This is a genomic window from Streptomyces sp. NPDC033270 (assembly GCF_055576575.1).
Genome location: NZ_JBVIRA010000011.1, coordinates 173,177 through 199,453, shown reverse-complemented (window position 1 = coordinate 199,453; position 26,277 = coordinate 173,177). Strand labels below are relative to the sequence as shown.

The following is a 26,277-nucleotide window of genomic DNA, read 5'->3' as shown; positions in this document are numbered from 1 at the left end:
AGCGCGTGACGCTCCATCACCTCACAAGAATCGCACCCAAGAGGCCTGCGGCGATGACCGAAGAAACCGTTACCATCGGGCACCACTTGGGGAACTCATATCTCTCCCGCCTTATTCCTCTGCGCTGTTCGTCACGGTATTCGAGATAGGGCTTTCTGTAAGGAAGCAGACCGATCGCGAGCCCCGTCCACGCGAACGAGTACAGGACCAGCATCTGCTCGACGCTCCACTGCTGGGACTGGAGTCCCCCTACCGCGATCATGCCGATGCAGCACCCGACGGAAACCACAAAGCACAGCACTGTCGCCTTGCGCATCTTTACGTACCTGTCTACGACGAAGCAGAAGATGAAAGTGGCGAAAGATGCCATGAGCAGCAGGTAAGGGAGGGGGAGGCGAGCCAGCACGCCGGTCCTTTCGATCGCGCTCAAGGGTTGGCGGCGGGCACCCCGCAAACCCTTGAGCATTTTTTACAGCATACCCGTTTGATCCGAGCGGATCAGGATCCCAGCCAGCCGGTGATCGGCGATATGAGATCGTGCCCGAACTCCGTTATTTTGGAGCCGATCTTCGTGAGCCTTCCGGCTTCCTTGAAGTCGGCCAACGCCCCGATCCACTTGGACTGACCAAAGGTGATCAAGCCCAGAGCGGCGCTTCCGATGGATTGCCTGAATTCATGGCTGTCCACTCCGTAGCCAATTCCGGTGAACAGGACGTTGAGTCCGCTGGCGGCGAGGGAGGCGTATCCTGAGTACTTCGCGATGCCCGCGAAGACCGCTGCGGGAAGCTCGGCACCAAACACGCCGAGCGTTCCGGCGACGAGGCCGGAACCAGCAGCGACGAATCCGGTGATGATGCTGATCTGATTGGTGACGTCTGCCAGATCCCGAGCCGTCTGCTTCCACCAGGGAAGTTTCTTGGTCTCATCGTTCTCCGGGGTGTCAGCAGGGTTCTTTCCGGCCTTCTTGGCCTTGTGGGATTCCTGAGCTGCTTTCTTGGCCGCCGCCTCGATTTCGGCCTTTCGCTTGGCCATGACGATCTGGTGCGCCTTGGTCGCGGCCGCTGCCGCCGTCTTGGCGTCCTTGCCGGCCCGGAGGGCGGAAGCTCGGGCGGAAGCGGCCGAGGACTGGGCCGAATTGGCCGAAGCCACCGCGCGACGGGCGGCGTCCACAGCGCGGTTGGCGGAGTAATTGGCCGAGCGTCCGGCCAAGCGGGCGTGGGAGGCCGCCTGCTTAGCCTTGTCGGCCGAGGCTTGTGCGTCCTTGGCCGACTGCTCGGCCGCGTCCGCGTTGGCATCCGCCTGCCTCGCGTAATGGGCGGCCTGCTTGGCCGAATTCTTCGCCTTGTCCGCCCACTTCAGCGCATCAGTGGCGGCGTCACGGGCCTTCGCCGCCGTCTCCTGCGCACGGGCGGCATTCTCCTGCGCCTTGTGCGCGACCTTTGCGGCACCGGCGATCGCGCCCTGAACGGCGGCGATGTGGGTGGCAGAGTCGTGGTCGAGCTGCGCGGTCTTGTACTGGACCGAGTCGAGGAAGTTGCGGCGCATCCATGCCGGGCCTTCCAGCGCGGCCTGGGCATGGGCCTTGGTGTAGGGGCCCGCCTTGGCGAGGAGGGTTGCGGTGGCGACCGCGTCGTCCTCCCGCTGCGCCACCTCGAACGTGCCGCTGAGGAAGTCGTACACCGCCTTGGCGGTTCCAGCGTTCAGAGCATCGTTCGCCGCCTTCTTCACCGCGCGGCCGGGGTTGCCGGCCAGGATGCGGGCGATCGCCACGCGGTTGTCCATCGCGGCGGCCTCGATGACACCGGTCTTGAGGAACGTCGTCGCGGCTTCTGGAGCGTCGCTTTCCAGCGCCTTCGTCGCGGCATCGGCGACGTCCGGAGACGAGATCTGGGCGAGATAGAGGACGGTCTCCCTGTCGTCCTGCTGCTGCGCGATCTGCCGGTCGGTGTCGATCCAGGCATGGATGTCGGCGTCCGTGCCGGACAGGGCGAATCGCGCGGCCTCCCGCGACCAGGTGCCATGGGAGTTCATCAGGGCAATGGCCGCCTCGCGCCCGAGGGCGGCGGCGTGCCCCGCGTCGCCGGACTTCAGTGCCGACTCGGCTTGGGAGACGAGGTCCTTCGTGGCCTGCTCCGCCTGCTCGGCCTGCGTACGCCTGCCGGCGAATTCCGCCTTCTCCTGCTCTTCGAGCTGTGCGAGCAGGCGGGTCTCCTCGATCGCCTGCTTCCTGTCCTCGTCCAGACGCTGCCACTCGGCGTCCCGCGCCTGCTTCTCCACCTTCGTCGCCTTGGTGACGGCGTCGGTGGCGATGTTCGCGGCATCGGTGGCCGCGTTGGCGAAGTCGGTGGACTTCTTCGCGTACTCGACGGCCTTGCCCGCGTACTTGGCAGCCCACTCGACGGCCGCCGCAGACTTCTCCGCGTGCTCGGCCGCGTTGTTTGCGGAGTCGCGTGCGTCGCGGGCGGCCGAGGCTGCCGTGCCCGCGAGAGCTTGTGCCGTGCCGGCGGCGTTGGTGGCGATCGAGGCGTTGGCGCCGGCGATCCGGGCCTGCCGCTTGGCCTCCGCCGCCAGGGCCTGCGACTTGCCCGCGGCTGAGGCTGCCGTGGCGGAGGCGTTCGCGGCAGCGGCGGCGTTGCGGGCTGCCGAGGCGGCGGCGGACCCGGCGCTCGCGGCCTGGTCCGAGGCCGAGGCGGCGTAGTCGGCGGCCTTCGCCGCGCTGCGGGCCTTGGCGGCCGCATAGCGGGCCTTGACGGCGGCATCCTTGGCGGCGGATGCCTGGGAGGCGTCCTTGGAGGCAGCGATGGCCGCGCTGTATGCCTTGGCGGCGGTGGATCCGGCGATGGCTGCCGCCTGGCCGGCGGCGGTGGCGGCGTAGGCGGCGCGACGGGAGGCTTGGACGGCGGCATGGGAGGCGCGGATGGCGACGCGGGCCGAGTCGGCCGCACCTTGCGCGGCCCCGGCCGCCTTGCGCGCGGCCTTGCCGGACCTCTTCACGTCGTCCTGGGCCGCCTTGGCCTCCGCCGCGGCTTCCTCCGCGGCTTTCTTGGCCTCCTTGGCGGCCGACTTGGCACGGGCGGCAGCCTCCTCGGCAAGCTTCGTCTTCGCTTCGGCCTGCTTGCCTTCGCGTTCGACGACCGCGACGAGTTCCCCGATCGTCGCTGCTTCCTGATCGCGGGCGCGGGCGAGGTGCTGCCCGGTGTCGAGGAACCATGCGACGTCGCTGCCGGTGCCGTCCAGGGCCCGGGAGGCGTACTTCTTCACCTCCGGTCCCGCCTCCACCAGGATCTTGGACACCTCGAAGCGCATGTCTTCCAGGCGGGCGGTGTACTGGCCTTCGGTCAGGTATTTCTCCAGCGCGGGCCGGGTGCCCGCGTCCAGGGCGGCACTGCCCTCGCGGCGCACGGCCTTGGCGCCGGTCGCCATCACGGTCGCGGTGGCCACTCGCAGGTCTTCCATGATGCCCGTCTTGAAGCCGCCCTTGAGGTAGTCGGCTATGGCGGCGTCGCCGCCTTCGAGCGCTTGGGAGGCGTCGCGCCGGGTGCCCTTGCCTCCGCCTGCGAGGGAGGTGGCGACGGCGACGCGGTTGTCCTCCACCGTGGCCTTGGGAAGTTCGACGGTCAGGAAGGTGCGGACATCGGCATCGGACCCGACCAGCGCGGCCTCCGCGGCGGCGCGAGCGGCCTTGCCACCCAGCAGCCACGCCTTGACAGCCTTCGCCCGGTCCGTGTCGGGCAGGTTGAAGGGGTCACCGTCCTCACCGTTGGCCGGCGGGGTGTCAGCTCGGGCGGCTACGGGGTTCAAGACGAGGCTTGAGGCGGCGACGGCCGTGGTGGTGGCCGCCAGGGCGCCCAGAACACGCCGCCTGCTCCAAAAGGTGCTGTCCACAGTGGTCCTTCGGGATCGGTGCCTGGCGGGTGGCGCACCTGTGGCGGCATCCCCCAGGGCAGAGCGTTGTGCCAATCGCCGTCATGTCCCGGAACCGGGGTGCAAGTTCGACAGGACACGACAGGTGCGCCTCGTGACCATATGCACGTGAAGAGCACCTTTACCAATGGAAGATCCCTGTAAAAGGATGAGAAAGAACACAAAGCACTTTTGTCCCGTTTTAGCGGTTAATTTTCAGTTCTCAAGGTGGCATCAAGTGGGCCTACCTGTTTGAATTTGGCCCCTCCGTGACCAAACGGCGCATTGCATGCCAAGAACTGCGCATCTCGGGCAGGGCCCGCGGCACGGCTCAACTCACCTTTCGCACGAGGAACCTTGTATGAAGCTCTCACGGCGGATCATCGCCACTGGTGCGGCTGTCGCCGCTTGCGTTGCCGCGGTGGTCGCCACCACGTCCTCCTCCCATGCCGGCGACTCCGACGCACCGGTGTCGGTGGCCGACGGTCAGCCCGGCTATGTGGTCGAGCACTTCGGCTACCCGGGCGCCGACAAGATCAAGGAAGAGAAGGGGATCATCCTGAAACGCGGCGACGGCCACATCACCCTCGCCGACTGCTCCTCTGCCACCGGGCTGCTGGAAGTCTGGTCGCGCAAGAACGACAAGATCTGCTTCCGAACCACCGGCACCTCTGGCTATCTCACCCTGGAGGTCCCCTCGGTGTTCGTCATCAAGGGCTCGGCAGATCACGCCGCCGACGTCACCCTCACCGCGCCGAAGGCAAAGGCGCAAGAGGTGGAGGTCTCCAAGGGCGAGTGGAAGCCGGTCGGCGAGGCCGACGATCCGCAGGGTCGTGAACACGTCCTGGTCGAGATCCGCACCAGCAAGTAAGCGCATACCGAACTACGCGCACGCAATGCCCGGGTGGAGCAGCACATTGCGATTGCAGTCACCTGCGCTGCACGCGAGGTCGACGCACCGCACTTCCGCACCACCGGGGGGATCGCCCAGTTCGCGTCGCTGATCTCTCGCTCCGACTGGGCCGGCCGCTTCGGTACCGACCCGGCGCCTACGTCACGATATCGGCGCCTCCTCGACTGCTCCGTTTCGTCGACAGGCTCGGCACCCGGGCATGGGCTCAAGCCGCCCGCACATTTCCCGGTTCGCCAAAGCCGCCGATTGCCGGACTGTGCTCCGCAGCTCCTGGCGCGTTCGCGCCTTCCCCATCACTGACCGACGCGGCCTGGCACACCCCCGGGACCCAGCGGCCCTTCCCACACGCTTCACAACTTTCAAGGACCATCATGTCTGGAAAGAGCTCACGCACCGCGTGGACTGCAGGTCTTCTGGCCGCTGCAACGGCGGCGACCGGCCTGGTCACCGCATCGCCGGCCACCGCCCTCTCGGGCGCCGAAGTCCAGAACGCTGCATACGCGTTCACCGCGAAGATCAATGTCGCCGAGCAGCAGGCCTGTTCGGGAGTCCTGGTGGACCCGCAGTGGGTTCTCGCCTCCGCACGTTGCTTCGCCGACGGCGGCGAGCCTGCCCGAGCGGGCAAGCCCGCGCTCAAGACCACCGTCACGGTGGGCCGTACCGACCTCACCCAGTCCGAGGGGAAGGTCGTGGACGCGGTCGAACTCGTACCGCACGCCGACCGCGACGTCGTGATGGTCAAGCTCGCCCGCCGCGCCCTGGGGATCACACCGGCAAAGCTCGCCACCAGCGGCCCGACCGCGGGCGAGCAGCTGACAGTGACGGGTTTCGGCCGCACCAGGACCGAATGGGTCCCCGACAAGCTGCACTCCGCAACCTTCACCGTCTCCTCCGTAGCCGGAGGGGACGTCGACCTCGACGGCTCCGACCAGGCCGTGATCTGCCAGGGCGACGCCGGCGGCCCCGCCCTCCGCACGAACGACGGCACCCTGGAACTCGTCGCCGTCAACAGCCGGTCCTGGCAAGGCGGCTGCTCGGGAATGGATCCGAAGGAAACCCGTAGGGGCGCGGTCGACGTGCGCGTCGACGACCTTGCGGGCTGGATCCGCCAGACCGCCTTCCGCGTCCAGGACGACGTCACCGGGGACGGCATCGCCGACCTCGCCGCCCTCTGGAACGACGGCGCCCTGCACCTGTATCCAGGTGACGCCACCAAGGGACTGAGCGGCCAGAACATCGCCCAGCCCGGCGGAACCAGCTGGAAGACCATGAAGCAGCTCGCCAAGGGCGACTTCACCAACGACGGCATCGCCGACCTCATGGCGATCTGGAACGACGGGAGCCTCCACCTCTACAAGGGGGACGGCAAGGGCAAGTTCGCCACGGAGGCGATCGTCACCGAGGGCGGCAACACCTGGGGCACGGTGAAGCAGCTGACGGCCGGCGACTACGACGGCGACGGCATCGCCGACCTCATGGCGGTGTGGACCGACGGCACCCTGCACCTGTACGAGGGCAGGGGCGACGGGCAGCTCGCACCACAGGTCAAGGTGAACACCGGCGGCAACACCTGGGGCACGGTGAAGCTGCTGCCGGGCGGTGACTTCAACGGCGACGGCATCGCCGACCTCATGGCGGTCTGGACCGACGGCACCCTGCACTACTACCCCGGTGACGGCACCGGCCAAGTCGGCAAGCAGGCTCCCGTACCGGTCGGCGGCAACACCTGGGGCACGGTCCGCCAGCTGACCGCCGGTGACTACACCGGCGACGGCATCGCCGACCTCATGGCCATCTGGACCGACGGCACCCTGCACCTCTACAAGGGCGACGGAAAGGGCCGGGTCAACAGCGCCACCACCATCCCCTACGGCGGCAGCACCTGGAAGACCATGCTGCAGTTCGCCTGAACCACCCTCCGGCCCGCCGAAGCCCTCCGCTCGGGCCCGGCAGTGATGCCGGGCCCGGGCATACATGGGGAGGCAAGGGAGGCGTGACGTAAGGAGCAGGCCCGTCAGTTGACTCCCCGGTCGAGGTCGGCCCAGTACGGCTGGCGGAGTTTGAACTTCTGGATCTTGCCGGTGGCGGTGCGCGGGATCGTGTCGCGGAACTCGACCGACGTGGGGGCCTTGTAGCCGGCCAGGTGCTGCTTGCAGTGGGCGATGATGTCGGGCTCCTGAACCGTCGCGCCCTCTACGAGGACCACGAGAGCCTTGATGGTCTCGCCCCACTTCTCGTGCGGCACGCCGATGACGGCGACCTCGGCGACCGCCGGGTGGCTGAAGATCACGTCTTCCACCTCGATGGACGACACGTTCTCACCACCGGTGATGATCACGTCCTTCTTCCGGTCCGAGATCGTGAGGTGGCCGTCGGTCTCGTCGAGGTAGCCGCCGTCGCCGGTGTGGAACCAGCCGTCCTCGAGAGCGTCCTCGGTCTCCTCCGGCTTTTCCCAGTACCCGTCGAGCACCGTGTTCGAGCGGGCCAGGACCTCACCGGACGCGGAGACCTTGAGCTTCACCCCGAGCCCGGGCAGTCCCGCTCGGGACAGCTTGCGCGCCCGTTCCTCGGCGGGAAGGTCCACGTCGGCGGGCCGGGTGCGGTTGAAGGTGAGGAAGGGAGAGGTCTCGGTGAGGCCGTAGAGCTGTGTGAACTCCCAGCCCAGTTCCTCCTGCACACGCTGGATCGTCCTGGTCGGTGGCGGAGCGCCCGCGCAGACGATCCGCACACGGTCGCGGCCCGGGATCTCGCCCTCCCATGTCGCCGCCGCGTCGAGCACCATGTTCCACACGGCCGGCGCGCCGCACATGAGGGTGACGCCGTGCTCGTCGACCCGCCGCAGGATCTCCCTGCCGTCCACCTTGCGCAGCGCCACCTGCTTCGCGCCCAGGCCCGCCATGACGTACGGCATCCCCCAGCCGTTGCAGTGGAACATCGGCAGCGTGTGCATGTACACATCGCGCTCCCATGCCCGCGTGTGCAGGCCGAAGGTCAGACCGTTGACCCAGATGTTGCGGTGGGTCAGCTGCACGCCCTTGGGCCGGGCGGTCGTGCCCGAGGTGTAGTTGATGGTCGCGGTGGCGTCCTCGTCCGGGTGGGACCAGGGACGCGGCTCGACACCGAACCGCATCAGCTCGGTGTCGGTCTGCTCGCCCAGGACGAAGCGGTGGCGCGCCTTGACGCCGGAGAGGGCGTCGTCCAGCTCCGGGTCGACGAGGAGGACCGAGGAGCCGCTCTGCCGGACCACGTACTCGACTTCGTCGGGCTTGAGGCGGAAGTTCACCGGCACACAGATGCGGCCGCTCATGGGTACCGCGAACAGCAGCTCCAGCAGGCGCGCGGAGTTGTGGCCGACCACCGCCACTCGCTCGCCCTCGGCGATCCCGAGCGCATCCAGACCGGCCTGCCAGGCACGGACTCGTTCACCGAACCGCCCATACGTCGACACGGGCACCGGCGGCGCGGGCTGATCCGGCTCGTCGACCACCCCCGGACTGTCGCGGAAGCCCAGTTCGGCCCGGTCGAGGAAGTCCGCGATCGTCATCGGTGTCCGCATGCTCTCTCCTGTACCAGGAACCACCACGTCTGGAAGGGGGAGTCTGCCACTTGCCGCATCCGCCAGCAGCGAATTCGGCAGCTTCCGCGTCGGCGGCGGTCGGAGAGCGTGCGGGCACCGCCCCGCGAGCGGTGGGGCGGCCCTCCTCCGGGCCGGCCCCGCCGCGTCGTCCTACTTGTCGGCGGTCAGCGTGCCCGCCGCGCCCCAGCTGTCGGTGGGCACCTCCTGGATCCAGACCTGAACGGTCTCGGCGGGAATCTTGTACGCGTCCACGAACGCGTCGGTGATCTGCCTGACCAGCTCCCGCTTCAGCTCGACGCTGCGCGGACCCTGCTGGACGGTGACGATCGGCATGGCTGAACTCCCTTTTCGAGTAAGGCTTTCCGGTGCTTGACCGGCATGCGCTCAGTCCATCGCGAACGCGGCGCGCGACCAAGAAGCGGATCGCGCACACAGCGATCACCGATCGAGATCGAGCGGTCGAGGTCGAGCGGTCGAGGTCGAGCGGTCGAGGTCGAGCGGTCGAGGTCGAGCGGTCGGGGTGGGTTCTGCGGGTCTGAACGGCTCAGGGCGTGCCCCGCGGCCGTCCGGCCCCGGCCGATCCGGCCTTCAGCGGGTGCTCTGGCCGCGGCTCGTCGCCGCGCAGGCCCGCAGCAGCAGGTCGAGCCCGGCGGGCGGATCGGTGCGGCGTACCGCTAGGTAGGTCGTGAGCTCCATGCCCGGATTGCGGAACGGGAGGAAGGCGACCCTGGGGATGCTCAGCCGGGCGGCGTGCGAGGCGTAGACGACGGTCCACAGGCCGTGCTCCGGGCCGCCGGGCGCGCCGATCGCGGTGAGGGTGTCGTCCAGGGAGCCGTACCGGGGGCCCGGCACGGGGGCGAAGCCGACGTCGTGGCAGGCGTTGACGACCAGGTCGACCAGGGCACGGTTGTTGCGCCGCTCGGTCAGCACCAGCGGGACGGCCGCCAGGTCGGTGAGCGCGATCGTGCCGGGCCGGGCGGCGAGAGGATGGCGGGCCGGGACGACCGCGACCAGCGGGTCCTGCCACAGCGGGACGAAGCTCAGGCCGTCGCGGCCGGCGCCGTCCGGGTCGCCGCGCAGGAACGCCGCGTCCAACTCGCGGGCGGCCACCTGGTCGAGCCGCTGCTGGACCCGTGCGGACACCAGCTCCACCCCGATCTCCGGGGCGAGAGCGGCCAGTGTGTCGAGCACCCGGTCCAGATGGGCGCCCAGGCCCGTGCTCGTCCCCAGGCGCAGGGTGCGGGCGCGGCCGGCGGTCAGTTCCGCGACGACGGCACGGGCCCGCTCCTCGGCGGCCAGCAGCGCCCGCGCCTCGGGCAGGAACCGCTCGCCGACGGGCGTCAGCCGCACCTGGCGCGACGACCGGTCGAACAGCTCGGTCTGCAACTCGCGCTCCAGCCGGCGGATCTGCTGGCTCACCGCCGACTGCACGATGTGCAGCCGCTCCGCCGCCCGCCCGAAGTGCAGCTCCTGCGCGACGGTGACGAAGTACCGCACCTGCCGCAGCTCCACGCCTTCCCCTTTCCGGCCGGCTCTTCCCAGCCGGTCAATTCGCTTGCCGCACGCCCCGCGGCCTCGGCATCATCCCCCCATGATCGATGCCCGCGCACTCTCCGAGAAGCCGGTCCTCACAGGTGACCGGATCCGGCTGGCGCCGCTCGCCTCCCGGCATGCGGCCGCCTTCCACGCCACCTTCCTGGACGACGAGACCCGCCGGCTGACCGGCACGCACCACGACTGGACCCTGGCGGAGCTCCAGGCCTGGTGCGCGGGGGCCGCGGAGCGCGCGGAGCGCCTCGACCTGGCCATCGAGGACCGCGAGACCGGTGCGTTCCTGGGGGACCTCGCGCTGAGCCAGATCGACCGGGACAACGCGAACGGCAGCTTCCGCATCGCCCTCGCCGCGGAGGCCACCGGCCGCGGCCTCGGCAGCGAGGCGACCCGTCTGCTCCTGGACTACGCCTTCGAGCGCGTCGGCCTGCACCGCGTCCAGCTGGAGGTCTTCGCCTTCAACGCACGGGCCCGACGGGCGTACGAGAAGTGCGGCTTCGAGGTGGAGGGCCGGATGCGGGAGGCGCTCCACTGGGACGGCGAGTGGCACGACGTACTGGTGATGGCGGCACTGGCCCCGCGGCCCTAGGCGGTGTCAGCGCGGCGCGTCGACGGATCAGTAGTTCTCCCCCGTGAACGGCAGCCACTCGGTCTCCAGCGCGGCATCCAGTCGGCGGACCGCGCCCGGGGTGTGCTCGGTGGCCAGACCGGTGTGCACGAACCGCCGCAGCGGGCTGCCGCCCAGGTAGCAGGCGGCCAACTCCCTTACGTCCAGGGCGAGATCGGGGGTGTCGGTGGTGGCGGTCCAGGTCGTGGACCGGCCGGGCCCCGCGGTCAGCCGGAAGCGGCCGGCGTTGGCGGGCAGCGCGGCGTCGCCGAGGTCGATGACGAGGTCGACGGGGGACGCCCAGGAGCGGGCGGTCAGGGCGGCGCGGACGTCCACCAACCGGACCCACAGGGACGGTTCCTGGCCGGTGACGCGTACCTGGTCGCGGTCGGCGACGAGGTACAGCAGCGGGTCGTCGGCGGGGCGGGCGTCGATCTGGACCTTCGTGGTGAGGTCGATGGAGCAGAGGTAGGACCACAGGGCCGCGGCGGCCGGTGCGCCCTCCGCTTCCAGCTCGTCGACACGGACCGCGCCGGGGCGGCCGTCTCCCGGCCCACGGGTGCGGTAGACCGCATAGCCGCCGGGCGCCTCGCCGGGCGCGCCCAGCACGACCACCCGCAGGGCGCCGAAGCCGTCCAGATCCTCGGCGCTGCGGGCGCCGTCGAGGTCCAGCACCTCATTGCGCCACCACGCCTCGTCGCGGGTGAACCGGCCCGCGCGGTGGGCCAGGCTCGCGTCGTAGCGCGGCGCGAGCACCTCGGCCGCCTCGGCCGGGGCGATCAGCCGCAGCGGTCGGGAGTCAGGGGCCAGGCGCAGTGCCAGCGGGCGGGACGAGTCGATCTCGACGCGGTACGCCTCGGTCGCGGCGCCGAACCCGAAGCGGCCGTAGATGGCGCTCTCGGACGCCCAGAGGCAGGCGATCGGCCGACCCTCGTCGGCGCAGCGGCGCCAGAGCCCGGCCAGCATCGAGGTGAGCACTCCGCGACGGCGGTGCGTGGGCGACACGGAGACGAAGTCCACTGCGGCGCAGGGGAGTCGACCGCCGGGGACGGAGAGGGTGAGGCGGTGCGCACCGACCAGGCCGGCCAGCCGCCCACCGTCGTACGCCCCGACCCGGGCGCAGGCCCGCAGCAGGTCGTGGTGGTGCCGGCGGGTCTTGTCGGCCGGCTTCAGGTGGAAGGCGAGGTAGGCCAGGTCCAGGGCCTGGCCGAGGTCGGACTCGGGGAGGTCCCGGATGTCCGTGGCGGCGTGGGGGTGGTCGTCGATGGTCACCCGGGGACGCTAACCCGCCGCGCTGGGAGGTTCATCCGTTTTTTCCCGCGCCGCCCCGCTCCGGGCGACCCGGCCGTAGCGGATGTCGTGGGTGGCGTCCGGGGACGTCATCCGCAGTACGCCGGCCGCCTCGTCCTCCACCGCGGCCCGCTCGGGGCGGGTCAGCGTGTCGAAGGGCTCGATGGTCAGCCACGCGGCGCCGCCCGCCGTGTCGGTCCGCCACAGCCCGCGGATGGTTCCGTCGACGAGGAGGACGCGGTAGGCCACATTGCGGTCCCAGGTGCGGCCCTGGTACTGGGGCGCGAGGATGCGGGTGCGGTCGGCGTGCGAGAGCGCGACGTTGTCGAACTCCGGGAGGAAGCGGACCGGCGCCTCGGTGTCCGGGTCCGGCAGTGGCGCGTCGGGCAGGTCGAAGAGCTCGACGTCGTGCTCGTCGCGGAAGGTGCGCAGCCGCGGCCGCAGCGGCTCGACCACCTCGCGGAGCCGGGTCAGCCCGCACCAGGTCTGGATGTCCTTGACGGACGCCGGTCCGAATGCGGCGAGGTAGCGCAGGAGGACGGCGGGCAGGTCCCGTTGCGGATCGGGGTCGGCGGGAGCCGGGCGCCGGGCCCCTTCCGGCGCGGTGGCCAGCCAGTGGTCGAGGGTGGTGTGCGCCGCCCGGCCGGCACGCCCCCACAGGCCGCGCGGGGTGACCTGGACCAGGGGGAGCAGCTGGCGGGCGGCGAGGGCCAGCGACCGGCCCTCGTGCCGCGGCCACTCCTCCTGGAGCCGCTCCCCCAGCTCCTGGAAGGTCAGCGGCTGCTGGTCGACGAGCGTGCGGGCGAGGTCGGCCAGCCGGTCCAGGTCGACGCCGGCCAGCTGCCGGGCGAAGTTGCCGCGCAGGACGCGGTCGTGCACCGGCTGGTGCAGCGGGCGCAGCAGCCGGGCGTCGCGGGCGCTGACCAGGTGGATGGTGGAGCGCATCGCGGAGATGCGGACGGCCTGCCGGGTCTCCAGGAGGTCGGACAGCTGGTGCGGCCGGAAGTCGGCCAGCCGGGCGGCGAGCGCGTGGTACGGCGGGCGCGGTGCCTGGGCCTGGAGTCCGAGCAGCCGCTCGACGGCGTCGAGTACCCCCATCTCGCTGCGGCGGAGCAGGAGTTGGCGGTCCAGGGTGGCCCGGCCGAGGGCGCGGGCGGTGAGCCGGGGGGAGGTGGGGCGCTGCGTCATGGCGACGACGGTAGCGGCCCTTGCGGACGGGTTCGGTCCGCAAAGGGGGGCCGGTATCCCCCGCCGCCCTCACAGCGACGGAGGGCGCCGCCCGCGGCGACGCCCTCCGATGGTCCGGGGCGGTGGAGATCCCCGGTATGGCCCTCAGGCCACCGACCCGATCCGCCCCACCGGCCGGGCCGTGTCGTGGTGGATGGGCGTGTGGGCACCGGTCAGCGGAGCACCGGTGCCGCCGCGGCGGTTGGCGACGATCTCGGCGGCGATGGACAGGGCGGTCTCCTCGGGGGTGCGCGCGCCGAGGTCGAGGCCTATGGGCGAGCGCAGGCGGTTGACCTCCAGCTCGGTCAGGCCGACGTCGCGCAGCCGCTGCTGACGGTCCAGGTGGGTGCGGCGCGAGCCCATGGCGCCGACGTAGGCGACCGGGAGTCTGAGGGCGCGCTCCAGCAGCGGGACGTCGAACTTGGCGTCGTGGGTGAGCACGCACAGCACGGTGCGGGAGTCGAGTTCCTGCGAGTCCAGATAGCGGTGCGGCCAGTCGACGACGATCTCGTCGGCGTCGGGGAAGCGGGTCCGGGTGGCGAACACGGGCCGGGCGTCGCAGACCGTGACGTGGTAGTTGAGGAACTTGCCGACCTTGACCAGCGCGGAGGCGAAGTCGATGGCGCCGAAGACGATCATGCGGGGCGCGGGCACGGAGGATTCGACGAGGAGGACGACGGGGCTGCCGCACCGCGAGCCCTCCGCGCCGATCTCCAGGGTGGTGGTGCGCCCGGCGTCGAGCAGGGCGCGGGTCTCCTCGACCACGGTGTGGTCGAGCCCCGGGTGGCCGCCGAGGGTGCCGGTGTGGCTGCCGTCGGGGCGGACGAGCAGGGCTTTGCCGAGGAGCTCGGCGGGGCCCTGGACGACCCGGGCGAGCGCCGAGGCCTCGCCCGATGCGGCAGCGGTCAGCGCGGCGGCGAGCGGGTCGGCGGTGCGCTCCGCCGACTTCCCCGCGCCGCCGCTGTCGCCTGCGGGGCGCGGGACGCTCGTCCGTACCGGCTGGACGAGGATGTCGATGATGCCGCCGCAGGTCAGGCCGACGGCGAAGGCGTCCTCGTCGCTGTACCCGAAGCGCTCCACGACCGGCTCACCGGTGCGCAGCGCCTCCTGGCACAGTTCGTAGACCGCGCCCTCCACGCATCCTCCGGAGACCGACCCGATCGCCGTACCGTCGGCGTCGACGGCGAGGGCGGCTCCGGGCTGGCGGGGTGCGCTGCCGTTGGTGGCCACCACGGTGGCCACCGCGAACTCGCGGCCCTGCTCGACCCACCGGTGCAGCTCTTCGGCGATGTCCAGCATGTCGGTCTCCTTACGGATTGCGGATGAGTGGAGGGGCGGGTCAGTGGTGCACGCCCAGCCAGCTCTCGATCGGGTTGAGCGAGAAGTAGGCCAGGAACACCAGGGAGAGCACCCACATCAGCCAGCCGGGCTCGCGCCACTTGCCCTGTACGGCCTTGATCGCGACGTGTGCGATGACGCCGGCCGCGATGCCCGCGGTGATGGAGTACGTGAACGGCATCAGGACCGTCGTCAGGAACACCGGGATGGAGGTCGCCGGGTCGTCCCAGTTGATGTGCTTGGCGTTGGTCAGCATCATCGAGCCGATCACCACCAGTGCGGCGGCCGCCACCTGAGTGGGGATGACCTGCGCCAGTGGGGTGAAGAACAGGCACAGCGCGAAGCCCAGACCGGTGATGACGCTGGCGAAGCCGGTGCGTGCGCCGTCGCCGACACCCGCGGTGGACTCGACGAACACGGTCTGGCCCGAGGCGCCGGTCAGACCGCCGACCATGCCGCCGGCGCCGTCGATGGCCAGGGCCTTGTTCAGGCCCGGCATCTTGCCGTCCTTGTCGGCGAGGTTGGCCTGCTGACCGATGCCGATGATCGTGCCCATGGCGTCGAAGAAGCCGGCCAGGACGAGGGTGAAGACGATGACGCCGATGGTGATCCCGCCGACGTCGCCCAGCCCGCTGAAGGAGACATGGCCCAGCAGTCCGAAGTCGGGGGTGGAGACGACGGAACCGGAGATCACCGGGGCGTTGCGGCCGCCCCAGTCCTTGACCGTCAGCCCGGCGAACTGGTGGACGAGCGCGGCGAAGACCGTACCGCCGACGATGCCGATGAGTATCGCGCCGGGGACCTTGCGGACCTGCAGCAGGAAGATCAGCAGCACGGTGAAGGCGAAGCACAGGACGGGCCAGCCGGTGAGCATGTCGGCGGTGCCGAGCTGGATCGGCTTGGCGCCGGCGAGGCCGCCCGGGCCGGGCATGGAGGTGACGAAGCCCGCCTGGACCAGGCCGATCAGGCAGACGAACAGGCCGATGCCCATGGTGATCGCGTGCTTGAGCGGCAAGGGGATGGCGTTCATGATCAGCTCACGCAGGCCGGTGACGACCAGCAGTACGATCACGCCGCCGTAGATGATGCACATCGCCCAGGCGTTGTCCCAGGTCATCTGCGGGGCGACCTGGAACGACATCACCGCGGAGACGCTCAGGCCGGCGGCCAGCGCCAGGGGCACATTGCCCAGGAAGCCCATGACGATCGTGGTGACGGCGGCGGCGAGGGCGGTCGCCGTGGTCACCTGGGCGGCGCTGAGCGTGGCGCCGGTGATGTCCTTGGTCGTGGTCAGGATGACCGGGTTCAGGAGGACGATGTACGCCATCGCCATGAAGGTGGTGACGCCGCCACGCACCTCGCGGCCGACGGTGGATCCTCTGTCGGAGATGTGGAAGTACCGGTCGAGCCAGGACCGGCCGGCGGGCTGACGCGAGCCGTCGCCCGCCTCTTCCGCCGTGGTCCTCGGCTCAGTGGACTGCTGGGTCATGGTGCCTAACTCCCAAGGTTCACAGGGGCACTCGCGAGGGGGATGCGAGATTTGGGATGGATCTTCGGCTGCACGACCCGGGGGACGGCCCGAGACGAACGGGGTGCTGGCTGTGTGGGGGACAGCAGCGACTGCGTGGTGCGGGGTGGGGCTCCGGGCGGTACACGGAGGAGGACGGACAGGGACACCCCTGACGCACACCGCCCGGAGGCCGGGGTACGGGGGGATGGCCCCCCGGACGGCTCCTTATGTGCCGGTGAGGTGTTCGGGACGCACCGGCGTCTTGTTGAGCTCCAGCCCCGTCGCGTTCCGGATCGCCGCGAGGACGGCCGGAGTGGACGACAGGGTCGGGGCCTCGCCGATGCCGCGCAGCCCGTAGGGGGCGTGCTCGTCGGCGAGTTCGAGCACATCGACCGGGATGGTCGGGGTGTCGAGGATCGTGGGGATGAGGTAGTCCGTGAAGGAGGGGTTGCGCACCTTCGCGGTCTTGGGGTCGACGATGATCTCCTCCATGACCGCCACGCCCAGGCCCTGGGTGGTACCACCCTGGATCTGGCCGACGACGGACAGCGGGTTGAGCGCCTTGCCGACGTCCTGGGCCACGGCGAGCTCGATGACCTTGACCAGGCCCAGCTCGGTGTCCACCTCCACGACCGCGCGGTGGGCCGCGAAGGAGTACTGGACGTGGCCGTTGCCCTGGCCGGTGACCAGGTCGAAGGCCTCGGTGGGCCGGTGGCGCCACTCGGCCTCGATCTCGACGGTCTCGCCTTCGAGCACGTCCACCAGGTCGGCGAGGACCTCGCCGCCGTCGGTGACGACCTTGCCGCCCTCCAGGAGGAGCTCGGCGGTGGCCCACGCCGGGTGGTAGGTGCCCATCTTGCGGCGGCCGATCTCCAGGACCTTCTCGCGGACCAGCTCGCAGGAGTGCTTGACGGCGCCGCCGGTGACGTAGGTCTGCCGCGACGCGGACGTCGAACCGGCGCTGCCCACCTGGGTGTCGGCGGGGTGGATGGTCACCTGCGTGACGCCCAGCTCCGTGCGGGCGATCTGCGCGTGGACGGTGACGCCGCCCTGGCCGACCTCCGCCATCGCGGTGTGCACCGTGGCGACCGGCTCGCCGCCGATGACCTCCATGCGCACCTTGGCGGTGGAGTAGTCGTCGAAGCCCTCGGAGAAGCCGACGTTCTTGATGCCGACCGCGTAGCCGACGCCGCGTACGACGCCCTCGCCGTGGGTGGTGTTGGACAGGCCGCCGGGCAGCTGACGGACGTCGGCGCCCTCGCTGGACTCCCACTGGCGCTCGGGCGGCAGCGGGCGGGCCTTGATGCGGCGCAGGATCTCGGCGACCGGCGCCGGCGAGTCGACCGGCTGCCCGGTCGGCATGATCGTGCCCTGCTCCATGGCGTTGCGCTGGCGCAGCTCGACCGGGTCGATGCCCAGCTTGGCGGCCAGCTTGTCCATCTGCGCCTCGTAGGCGAAGCACGCCTGGACCGCGCCGAAGCCGCGCATCGCGCCGCAGGGCGGGTTGTTGGTGTAGAGGGCGACGGCCTCGATCTCCACGTCGTCGATCACGTACGGACCCACCGACAGCGAGGCGGCGTTGCCGACCACGGCCGGGGACGCGGAGGCGTAGGCCCCGCCGTCCAGCACGATCCGGCACTTCATGTGCGTGAGCTTGCCGTCCTTGGTGGCGCCGTGCTCGTACCAGAGCTTCGCCGGGTGCCGGTGGACGTGCCCGAAGAAGGACTCGAAGCGGTTGTAGACGATCTTGACCGGCTTGTTCGTGCGCAGCGCGAGCAGGCAGGCGTGGATCTGCATCGACAGGTCCTCGCGGCCGCCGAAGGCGCCGCCGACGCCGGAGAGCGTCATCCGTACCTTGTCCTCGGGCAGGCCGAGGACCGGGGCGATCTGGCGCAGGTCGGAGTGCAGCCACTGGGTGGCGATGTAGAGGTCCACCCCGCCGTCCTCGGCGGGCACCGCGAGGCCGGACTCCGGGCCGAGGAAGGCCTGGTCCTGCATGCCGAAGACGTACTCGCCGGAGACGATGACATCGGCCTTCTTGGCGGCCTCGTCGGCGTCGCCGCGGACGATCGGCTGGCGGTGGACGATGTTGGGGTGCGGGACGTGCCCGGCGTGGTGGTCGTCGCGGCCCTCGTGGAGCAGCGGCGCGCCGTCGGCGGTCGCGGAGGCCTCGTCGGTGACGACGGGCAGCTCCTTGTACTCGATCTTGATCTTGGCGGCCGCGCGCCGCGCCGTCTCCGGGTGGTCGGCCGCGACCAGGGCCACCGGCTCACCGTGGTGGCGGACCTTGCCGTGCGCGAGCACCGGGGTGTCCTGGATCTCCAGGCCGTAGTTCTTGATCGAGGTCGGCAGGTCGTCGTACGTCAGCACCGCGTAGACGCCGGACTGGGCCAGCGCCTCGGAGGTGTCGATGGAGACGATCTCGGCGTGCGCGACGGTGGAGCGGAGCGTGAAGCCCCACAGCATGTCCTCGTGCCACATGTCCGAGGAGTACGCGAACTCGCCGGTGACCTTCAGGGTGCCGTCGGGGCGCAGCGTCGACTCGCCGATGCCGCCCTTGGTCTGGGAGCCCTGGGTGATCTTGGTGGGGGCTCCGGTCGTACGGGTGGATCCCATGATCAGACCGCCTCTTCCTGACGGTCCTGGCGCGCGGCCGCGAGACGGACGGCGTCCAGGATCTTCTCGTAACCGGTGCAGCGGCAGAGGTTGCCGGACAGCGCCTCGCGGATGTCCGCGTCGGTCGGCTGCGGGTTGCGCTCCAGCATCTCGTCGGCCGCGACGAGCAGGCCGGGGGTGCAGAAGCCGCACTGGACGGCGCCGGCGTCGATGAACGCCTGCTGGATCGGGGAGAGTTCGCCGCCCTCGCCGGTCTGGGAGTCGGTTGCCCGCGGACGGAGCCCGCTGTCGGACCCGTGCGCCGACCACTGCTGGGCGTCCTGGAGTGTGGTGCCGCACGCGCCGGTGCCGCAGCCCCCGTGCTCCGCACGCTGCTTGGCGAAGTCCGCCAGACCCTCGACGGTCACCACCTCGCGACCCTCGACCTGGCCCGCGGCGACGAGGCAGGAACACACCGGCACGCCGTCCAGGCGAACCGTACAAGAACCGCACTCGCCCTGCTCACAGGCGTTCTTCGAACCCGGCAGGCCCATCCGCTCGCGGAGGACGTACAGCAGGCTCTCGCCTTCCCAGACGTCGTCGGCCTCCTGCTGACGGCCGTTGACGGTGAATGTCACGCGCACTGTGCGCTCCTCTCGTTTCCGCGGAAGGACTCCCAGGTCCAGCCGAGGGTGCGGCGCGCCATGATGCCGACGGCGTGCCGGCGGTACTTGGCGCTGCCACGCACATCGTCGATCGGGTTGCAGGCGCCGGAGGCGAGCTGCGCGAACTGCTTGGCGACGGACGGCGGGATGGGGGCGCCGGACTCCCAGAAGCCGCCCTCCTCCAGCGCCGCGGCGAGGAAGTCCTCCGCCTCGCGGGCCCGTACGGGGGTGGGCGCGGCCGAGCCGATGCCGGTGCGCACCGTACGGGTCTCGGGGTGCAGCGCGATACCGAACGCGCAGACCGCGATGACCATGGCGTTGCGGGTGCCGACCTTGGAGAACTGCTGCGGTCCGTCGGCCTTGGGCAGATGCACCGCGCGGATCAGCTCGTCGGGCTCCAGCGCGTTGCGCTTGACGCCGAGGTAGAAGTCGTCGATGGGGATCATGCGACGGCCGCGCACGGACTCGACCTCGACCTCGCAGCCGGAGGCGAGCAGCGCGGGGTGCGCGTCGCCGGCCGGGGAGGCGGTGCCGAGGTTGCCGCCGACGCCGCCGCGGTTGCGGATCTGCGGGGAGGCGACCGTGTGCGACGCCAGGGCCAGGCCCGGCAGCTCGGCCCGCAGGTTCTCCATGATCTGGGTGTAGGGAACGGAGGCGCCCAGGCGTACGGTCTTCTCTCCGACCTCCCACTCGCTCAGATCACCGATGCGGTTCAGGTCGAGCAGGTACTCGGGGCGGCGGTGGTCGAAATTGATCTCGACCATCACGTCCGTACCGCCCGCGATGGGCACAGCGGTGGGGTGCTCGGCCTTAGCGGCGAGCGCCTCCTCCCAGCTGGCGGGGCGAAGGAAGTCCATGGTTGGCCTCTTCTGCGAAATCGGTCATTCGTTGCTCGGGGAGCGGGCGCCGGCCCTGATCTCCGTCAAGCTGTTCATGTCTTGTTAACGCCGTTGGGCTTAGTGAACGCTCAGCGGCCCCACCCGGTGCAGTCACCGAAACCATGAAGCGGTTGGCTGGCCAAGCCACCCGTCTTGTAGATTCGAACGAAAGACGAGGCTCTGAAACCTCGCGGCATTCCACCGGCAACACCAGACAGCAAAGAACGGCGGGCGAGGTCATGCGGCTCCGCGCACTCCTGGACACCCACATTCTCGGCCTTCGGCTGCTCGGCGGCGAGGACGAACTGGATCGCACTGTCCGCGGCGTGATGACCACGGACCTGCGCGACCCCAGTCGCTACCTCTCCGGCGGGGAGCTGGTGCTGACCGGCCTGGCCTGGCGCCGCGAGCCGGAGGACTCCGAACGGTTCGTCCGCATCCTGGCCGCGGCCAACGTCGCCGGGCTCGCGGCCGGCGAGGCCGAGCTGGGCGCGATCCCGGACGACCTCGTACAGGCCTGCGCCCGGCACCGGCTGCCGCTGTTCTCGGTCGAGGAGGCGGTCTCGTTCGCCTCGATCACCGAGCACGTCGTACGCCAGGTCTCCAGCGAGCGGGCCGGCGACCTGGCCGCCGTGGTGGACCGCCACCGCCGCCTGATGACGTCGGGCCCCGCCGGCGGCGGCCCGGAGGTGGTGCTGGACCTGCTGGGCTCCGACCTGGACCTGCGGGCCTGGGTGCTCTCCCCCACGGGGCGGCAGATCGCCGGCTCCACACTGGCGGACTCCGGGCCCGAGCTGTCCGGTGAGCTGGCCGCCCGGCTCGCCGGTGAGCATCTGGCCGCCGCCCGCACCGGCCGCCGCGGCCCCCACCGGATCACCCTCGGCGGCGCCACCTACTCGCTCTTCCCGATCCGCTACGAGGGCCGTGACCTGCGCCAGACGCTGCTGAGCGACTGGCTGCTGGCCGTCGAGGCGGACGCCGGGGACTGGCCGGCGGAGCGGCTGGACCTGCTGCACGGCGTCACCCAGCTGATCGCCGTGGAACGCGACCGGCGCGACGCCGCCCGTACGGTCCGCCGGCGGCTCGCCCAGGAGGTGCTGGAGCTGGTCCAGACCGGCGCGCCGCCCGCCGAGATCGCGGCCCGGCTGCGGGTCGCGGCCCCGGTGCTGCTGCCCGGTCTGGGTACCGCCCCGCACTGGCAGATCGTGGTGGCCCGGGTCGAGTGGGAGGGCGGCGACGTCCCCGGCGGGCCGGTGGCGCAGACGCTGCTGGAGGAGATGCTGGTCGACCCGGGCACCTTCGGTCCCGAGCCCTCCGACCGGATCGCCGTGGCGCACACCGGCGACGAGGCGGTGGCGCTGGTGCCGCTGCCCGTCCCGGACGAGTCCGGGGACTCCTCGGCGGCCGGTCTGCACGCCGAGGAGCTGCTCCGTGCCGTTCAGGAGCCGCTGGGCCGCGGTCTGGCGGACGACGGGCGACTGACGGTCGGGGTGAGCGCCTCGGTGCACTCGGCGGAGGGGCTGCGCGGCGCCCTGGAGGAGGCCCGGCACGCCCGCCGGGTCGCCGCCGCCCGTCCGGGCCGGGTCTGCGCCGCCGGGCACGAGGAGCTGGCCTCGCACGTCCTGCTGCTGCCGTTCGTGCCGGACGACGTCCGCCGGGCCTTCACCGCCCGCCTCCTGGACCCGCTGCGCGATTACGACCGCCGGCACCGCGCCGAGCTGATCCCCACGCTGGAGGCGTTCTTGGACTGCGACGGCTCCTGGACCCGCTGCGCCACCCGTCTCCACCTGCACGTCAACACGCTCCGCTACCGGGTGGGCCGGATCGAGCAGCTCACCGGCCGCGATCTGTCCCGGCTGGAGGACAAGCTCGACTTCTTCCTCGCGCTGCGGATGAGCTGAGCACCCCACAGGACATCGCCCCGGGCGTCCCCCCGACGGAAGAGCGAGGCGGATCCCGTCGCCGGACGGCGGAGATCCGCCCTTCGCGTTCATCCGATCGGGCGGCATCGCGTCAACGGCGCGTACGGGGGCACCCGACGCGGCACGGCGCGGCACGGCCGATCAGCGCTGCGCGGGCGGCCTCGACCACCCCATGAGTGATTGTGAAAACATTCACCCACCCCCTTGGCCCCACTGCGGAATTCGTGCTGAGATGCGCGCACGGCTTCCAATTTCCAGCTCAATGGCGCGCTCGGGGAGGGCAACGTGGCGGATACCGCCATGCCAGGATTCGCGGAATCCACGGATCCGGTCAGTTCTGCGGATTCGGTGCCGACGGTGGTACCGGGACCGGCACCCGCACCGGAAGTACCGGCAGCCAGAACGGTCGAGGGGGACGACCCCCTCGACCGCGCCGTTTGGCGGCTGCGCTCCCGCGGCTGCTGGTGCGACGCGGCCGCGCTCCTGGAACCGCACTCCGTCCGGCACGCCCCCTCCGCACTGCGCCGCGCCGCGCTCCTGGTGGAGCGCTGCATGTTCACGGCCACCGGCTGGGCCGAGGCCGAGGACGCGCTGCGCACCGCCGAGGCACTGGCCGGTGACGACGACGAGCGGGGCGGCGCGGCCTGCGAGCGCGGCCACCTCGCGTACGCCGCCACGGTCCTGGGCGTACGGGACCGGGCCGACGAGGCACGTTCGGCGCTAGGCCGGGCCGCCGCGCTGCTCGCCCCCACCGCGGCCGGCCGGCCGCTGCTGGACTTCCGCCGCGGGCTGATGGCCGAGCACGTCGCCGACAGCCCGGACGCGGCCCGCGCCGCCTACCGCCGCGCACACGCCGGCGCCACCGCGCAGGGCGACGCGCTGCTGCTCTCCTTCACCTGGCGCCACCTGGCGGGACTCGCGCTGCGTGACGGCGAGCTGACGGAGGCCCGGCACGGCTTCGCCGAGTCGCTGCGGATCCGCGAGGAGCTGGGCTTCCTCGTCGGCACGGCACCGGCCCTGGCCGCGCTGGCCGACGCGGCGCCGGAGGGCGACGCGGTCCGGTTGCGCGCCGAGGCCGCCCGGCTCTTCCGCCTCATGGGCGGCGTCCCCACCTGGCTCGCCGACCATCTGTCCACGGCTGCGGCCGCGACCTGACGCGCCGCCGGCGGTCGCTCACCCACGCGGCCAACCACTCCCGCTCCGGGAGTGGTTGGCCGCGTTCGTGCGCTGGTCGCATGACGCCGCCAGCTGCGCGTCGTCAACCCCCCGCCGTCGGCCATGCCACGTCCTGCGTCGAATGGCCGGAAACCGACGGTCCCCACGGCGGATCGGCCGGGGCACGACGGTCCCCCCGCCGCCCCGGGTTCGACGCGCCGAGCGAACCGGGAGGTGGGACGATGAGCGGAGGCCCGAGGGCAGTGCCGCCCCATTACGCCCCACAGGCCCCGAGAATGGCCGCAAGTCGCACTGTGACGCGACGGTGGGCACTGGATGCTGGTCCGGGACCAGCGGGACCTCCCCCTTCACAGATTCTGTATGGAGGCGATCCATGACCGCAGGAGTGACCAAGACGACCGCCGGAACCGACTGGGGCAAGGCGGATTTCGAGGCGATCTACAACTGCCCTGATCCCCGTCGGTACTTCACCACACTGCAACCCCTGGACTACCAGATTCCGCACCACGGCCAGGCGGTGTTCCGCGCCGTGACCGAGATCCTGCAGCGGCACCGCAGCGACCGCCCCCCACTCAACGTGGTCGACCTGTGCTGCTCATACGGGGTCAACGCGGCCCTGCTCAACCACCGGCTGTCCCTCGCCGACCTCTACGGCCGCTACACGAGGTACCGCCCCGACGTCCCGACGACCCGCCAACTCATCGAAGCGGACCGCACGTTCTTCGCCACTCGGCGGCGCGCCGAAGCGGTGCGGGTGACCGGCCTCGACGCGGCCGAGAACGCGGTCGACTACGCCAAGGCGGTCGGCCTGCTCGACCACGGCTTCGCAGAGAACCTCGAAGTCGACGAGCCGAGCGCGGCACTGCGGCGTACCCTGGCCGGCACCGATCTGATCACCGTCACCGGCGGCGTCGGATACATCACCGCCCGCACCTTCGGGCGGCTCTTCGACTGCATGAGCTCGCCGCCCTGGGTCGCCGCGTTCGTCCTGCGCGAGGTGTCCTACCGGCCGGTCTCCGCGCTGCTGGCCCGCGCCGGTCTGGTGACGGAGAAACTCACCACGCGCACGTTCCGCCAGCGGCGGTTCGCGGACGGCGAGGAGCGCCGGGCGGCGTTCGAGGCGCTCGCCGGGCGCGGTCTGTCCATCGCGGGCAAGGAATCCGACGGCTACTACCACGCCGACCTGTACCTGTCCCGGCCCGCCGCCGAAGTGGCGGCGACCCCTCTGGCGGAGCTGCTGCCGCGCTGAGCCGCGGCCGCCGGGCCTCGTGGCCACCCGTACGCGTCACGCCGTGCGGGTGGTCTGCGTGCTGTGGCGCCGGGGCGGGCCGCCGGCTGCGGTGCGGGTGGCCTGCGGGCTGCTTCAGTGCGGGTGGCGCGCCGCCGAGACGTGCTCGCGGGCGATCCGTTCAGCCACCGCGTACTCCTGCGCGATCAGGGCGTCGAGCAGCGCCGTGTGCTCGGAGGCGTCGGCCAGCAGCTCGGCCGTGCGCCGCCGCAGCCCGCCGGGCCCCGCCCAGTGGGTGCGCCGCAGCAGATCACCGGTGACCTCGGTGAGCCGGCGGTTTCCGGTGAGCGAGATCACCGCGTGGTGGAAGGAGTGGTCGGCCTCGGCGTAGCCCGCCCGGTCCCCGCGGGCGGCGGCCGCGACACCCGCGGCGGCGAGCGGGCGCAGCTCCTCCCAGCGCTCCGGGGGCAGCGCCCGGGCCAGCCGGACGATCGCGGGCACCTCCAGCATGGCGCGGACCTCGGCCAGCTCGGCGAGGTCGCGGGCGCTGCGCTCGGCGACCCGGAAGCCGCGGTTGGGCACCACCTCGACGGCGCCCTCGCCGGCCAGCTGCTGCATCGCCTCGCGGACCGGGGTCGCGGAGACGCCGTAGCGCTCGGCGAGAGCGGGCGCGGAGTAGACCTCGCCGGGGTTCAGCTCCCCGCCGGCCAGCGCCTGGCGCAGCGCGGCCAGCACCTGGCCGCGGACGGAGTGCCGCCGGGGCGCGGCGGGGCCGGGCTGCGCGGGCACCCAGGCCCGTGCGCGCGGCTGCTGTTCCGCTGTGCCCTGCTCCATGACGGTCCCTCCTGACGTTCCCAGCACCATAGGCGGCCTCGGCCGCAGTTCAAATCCGGGCGCCGTCCGGGCGGGCAGGACTGGCTTTCCGCGGGCGCGGGTAAAGTCTTCGGATAAGGTAAGGCTTACCTGCTAACGATCGCGATTCGGTGGTCTCCCGCATGACTTCAGCCCTCGCCGCCCCGCTCGCCGCCCACCCCGTCGCCGCTGCCTACGCCCGGCTCTTCGAGGTCTTCCCCGGTCTGCAGGTGACCGCCTGGGAGTCCGCCCCGCCCACCGGCGACGGCTGGGTGAGCGCGGCCGGGCTCGCGGCCGGCGGTGAGGTCCTCGACACCTTCCTCGCCTGGGACGACGCCCAGATCCAGCGGGACTACGGACAGCGCGCCCGGAACGACGTGATCGCCAGCTTCGCGCTGCACCGCTACGCCTGGCCGGCGTGCCTGCTGATCACCGTCCCCTGGTTCCTGCACCGCCGGGTCCCGGTGCTCCCCGTACAGGACGTCTCCTTCCAGCGCGAGCTGGGCCGGATGGCGGTGCGCATCGGCTCCTTCGGGTGCCTTCCGGACGATCCCGCGGCGGCGCTGCCCGGTGCCCGGGTCGTCGCGGACGAGGAAGCGCTGCGCGCGCAGGTGCGGGCCGCGGTGGCCGGGCACCTCGAACCCGTACTGGAGGGTTTCCGCTCCCGGATGGGGCGCGGGCCGCGGGCGCTGTGGGGCATGGCGTCCGACGAGATCGTCGAGGGGCTCTGGTACCTGGGGCACCTGCTGGGCGAGGAGTCGCGGGCGGTGGCCGAACTGGAGCTGCTGCTGCCGGGCGCCACCGCCCCGTACGTGGGCGCCGCCGGGTTCCGCACGCTGACCGGCCCGAACGGCGAGGCGCTGCCGACCCGTGACCGCGCCAGCTGCTGCATGTTCTACACACTGCGCCCCGAGGACACCTGCGTCACCTGTCCGCGTACCTGCGACGCGGATCGCATCACGCGCCTCACGGCAACCAGCTGACCCCCACACCCCCCTTTCGGGGCACCGAATTCGAACTCGACTCGCCACTCCCACAAGGGAGT

General features: G+C 71.3%; 20 protein-coding genes. 7 read left to right on the top strand and 13 right to left on the bottom strand.

Features of this window, described 5'->3' with window-relative positions:
• Window positions 1-16: 16 nt before the first annotated feature.
• Together ACZ5XZ_RS17960 and ACZ5XZ_RS17955 are read right to left on the bottom strand one after the other, a co-directional pair.
• Entirely contained in the window at window positions 17-466 is a 450-nt protein-coding gene (locus ACZ5XZ_RS17960) for a hypothetical protein (RefSeq protein ID WP_468978961.1), read from the bottom strand.
• 32 nt (window positions 467-498) lie between these two features.
• The gene (locus ACZ5XZ_RS17955; protein WP_468978959.1) at window positions 499-3,885 is read right to left on the bottom strand and encodes a hypothetical protein; all 3,387 of its coding nucleotides are present in this window, start codon (window positions 3,883-3,885) and stop codon (window positions 499-501) included.
• Window positions 3,886-4,264: 379 nt separating this feature from the next.
• Here ACZ5XZ_RS17955 and ACZ5XZ_RS17950 point away from each other — a divergent pair, with 379 nt between their 5' ends.
• On the top strand, window positions 4,265-4,774 hold the full coding sequence (locus tag ACZ5XZ_RS17950) for a hypothetical protein (protein WP_468978957.1): 510 nt from the start codon (window positions 4,265-4,267) through the stop codon (window positions 4,772-4,774).
• A 413-nt stretch (window positions 4,775-5,187) separates the two neighbouring features.
• On the top strand, window positions 5,188-6,726 hold the full coding sequence (locus ACZ5XZ_RS17945; RefSeq protein ID WP_468978954.1) for an FG-GAP-like repeat-containing protein: 1,539 nt from the start codon (window positions 5,188-5,190) through the stop codon (window positions 6,724-6,726).
• 104 nt (window positions 6,727-6,830) lie between these two features.
• Here ACZ5XZ_RS17945 and ACZ5XZ_RS17940 read toward each other — a convergent pair whose 3' ends face one another.
• The 3 genes from ACZ5XZ_RS17940 to ACZ5XZ_RS17930 all read right to left on the bottom strand — a co-directional run bounded on the left by ACZ5XZ_RS17940 (window position 6,831) and on the right by ACZ5XZ_RS17930 (window position 9,905).
• Window positions 6,831-8,372, bottom strand: coding sequence for an AMP-binding protein (locus tag ACZ5XZ_RS17940; RefSeq protein ID WP_468978951.1), 1,542 nt, complete (start codon window positions 8,370-8,372; stop codon window positions 6,831-6,833).
• A gap of 171 nt (window positions 8,373-8,543) precedes the next feature.
• A complete protein-coding gene (dmpI, locus tag ACZ5XZ_RS17935) occupies window positions 8,544-8,726 on the bottom strand; it encodes a 4-oxalocrotonate tautomerase DmpI (protein ID WP_093486277.1) in 183 nt (60 codons plus the stop codon).
• Between the two features lie 255 nt (window positions 8,727-8,981).
• Window positions 8,982-9,905 carry a LysR family transcriptional regulator gene (locus ACZ5XZ_RS17930; RefSeq protein ID WP_468978947.1) on the bottom strand — a complete coding sequence of 308 codons (924 nt, stop codon included), beginning with the start codon at window positions 9,903-9,905 and terminating at the stop codon, window positions 8,982-8,984.
• A gap of 79 nt (window positions 9,906-9,984) precedes the next feature.
• Between ACZ5XZ_RS17930 and ACZ5XZ_RS17925 the strand changes: the two genes are divergently transcribed.
• Window positions 9,985-10,533 carry a GNAT family N-acetyltransferase gene (locus tag ACZ5XZ_RS17925; protein WP_468978945.1) on the top strand — a complete coding sequence of 183 codons (549 nt, stop codon included), beginning with the start codon at window positions 9,985-9,987 and terminating at the stop codon, window positions 10,531-10,533.
• A gap of 27 nt (window positions 10,534-10,560) precedes the next feature.
• On the opposite strand, the gene ACZ5XZ_RS17920 is transcribed toward ACZ5XZ_RS17925, so the two are convergent.
• From ACZ5XZ_RS17920 to ACZ5XZ_RS17890, 7 genes are all read right to left on the bottom strand, one after another.
• Window positions 10,561-11,817, bottom strand: coding sequence for a GNAT family N-acetyltransferase (locus ACZ5XZ_RS17920; RefSeq protein WP_468979059.1), 1,257 nt, complete (start codon window positions 11,815-11,817; stop codon window positions 10,561-10,563).
• 15 nt (window positions 11,818-11,832) lie between these two features.
• Window positions 11,833-13,029 carry a winged helix DNA-binding domain-containing protein gene (locus ACZ5XZ_RS17915; RefSeq protein ID WP_468978942.1) on the bottom strand — a complete coding sequence of 399 codons (1,197 nt, stop codon included), beginning with the start codon at window positions 13,027-13,029 and terminating at the stop codon, window positions 11,833-11,835.
• Window positions 13,030-13,173: 144 nt separating this feature from the next.
• A complete protein-coding gene (locus ACZ5XZ_RS17910; protein WP_468978939.1) occupies window positions 13,174-14,367 on the bottom strand; it encodes an XdhC family protein in 1,194 nt (397 codons plus the stop codon).
• A gap of 40 nt (window positions 14,368-14,407) precedes the next feature.
• Entirely contained in the window at window positions 14,408-15,895 is a 1,488-nt protein-coding gene (locus ACZ5XZ_RS17905) for an NCS2 family permease (RefSeq protein ID WP_468978937.1), read from the bottom strand.
• Between the two features lie 246 nt (window positions 15,896-16,141).
• Entirely contained in the window at window positions 16,142-18,532 is a 2,391-nt protein-coding gene (locus ACZ5XZ_RS17900) for a xanthine dehydrogenase family protein molybdopterin-binding subunit (protein WP_468978935.1), read from the bottom strand.
• 2 nt (window positions 18,533-18,534) lie between these two features.
• Window positions 18,535-19,155: a (2Fe-2S)-binding protein gene (locus ACZ5XZ_RS17895; protein ID WP_468978933.1), complete on the bottom strand. Its 621-nt coding sequence runs from the start codon at window positions 19,153-19,155 to the stop codon at window positions 18,535-18,537.
• Window positions 19,146-20,033: an FAD binding domain-containing protein gene (locus ACZ5XZ_RS17890; RefSeq protein ID WP_468978931.1), complete on the bottom strand. Its 888-nt coding sequence runs from the start codon at window positions 20,031-20,033 to the stop codon at window positions 19,146-19,148. Before ACZ5XZ_RS17890 ends, ACZ5XZ_RS17895 begins: the two co-directional genes overlap by 10 nt.
• A gap of 260 nt (window positions 20,034-20,293) precedes the next feature.
• Here ACZ5XZ_RS17890 and ACZ5XZ_RS17885 point away from each other — a divergent pair, with 260 nt between their 5' ends.
• From ACZ5XZ_RS17885 to ACZ5XZ_RS17875, 3 genes are all read left to right on the top strand, one after another.
• Window positions 20,294-21,955 (top strand): PucR family transcriptional regulator, encoded by a 1,662-nt coding sequence (locus ACZ5XZ_RS17885; RefSeq protein ID WP_468978929.1) that lies wholly within the window; start codon window positions 20,294-20,296, stop codon window positions 21,953-21,955.
• Window positions 21,956-22,276: 321 nt separating this feature from the next.
• On the top strand, window positions 22,277-23,131 hold the full coding sequence (locus ACZ5XZ_RS17880) for a hypothetical protein (protein WP_468978926.1): 855 nt from the start codon (window positions 22,277-22,279) through the stop codon (window positions 23,129-23,131).
• Window positions 23,132-23,525: 394 nt separating this feature from the next.
• A complete protein-coding gene (locus tag ACZ5XZ_RS17875) occupies window positions 23,526-24,401 on the top strand; it encodes a hypothetical protein (protein ID WP_468978924.1) in 876 nt (291 codons plus the stop codon).
• A gap of 114 nt (window positions 24,402-24,515) precedes the next feature.
• Here ACZ5XZ_RS17875 and ACZ5XZ_RS17870 read toward each other — a convergent pair whose 3' ends face one another.
• Window positions 24,516-25,214: a GntR family transcriptional regulator gene (locus ACZ5XZ_RS17870; RefSeq protein WP_468978921.1), complete on the bottom strand. Its 699-nt coding sequence runs from the start codon at window positions 25,212-25,214 to the stop codon at window positions 24,516-24,518.
• Between the two features lie 161 nt (window positions 25,215-25,375).
• Here ACZ5XZ_RS17870 and ACZ5XZ_RS17865 point away from each other — a divergent pair, with 161 nt between their 5' ends.
• On the top strand, window positions 25,376-26,215 hold the full coding sequence (locus tag ACZ5XZ_RS17865; protein ID WP_468978918.1) for a (2Fe-2S)-binding protein: 840 nt from the start codon (window positions 25,376-25,378) through the stop codon (window positions 26,213-26,215).
• Window positions 26,216-26,277 lie beyond the last annotated feature (62 nt).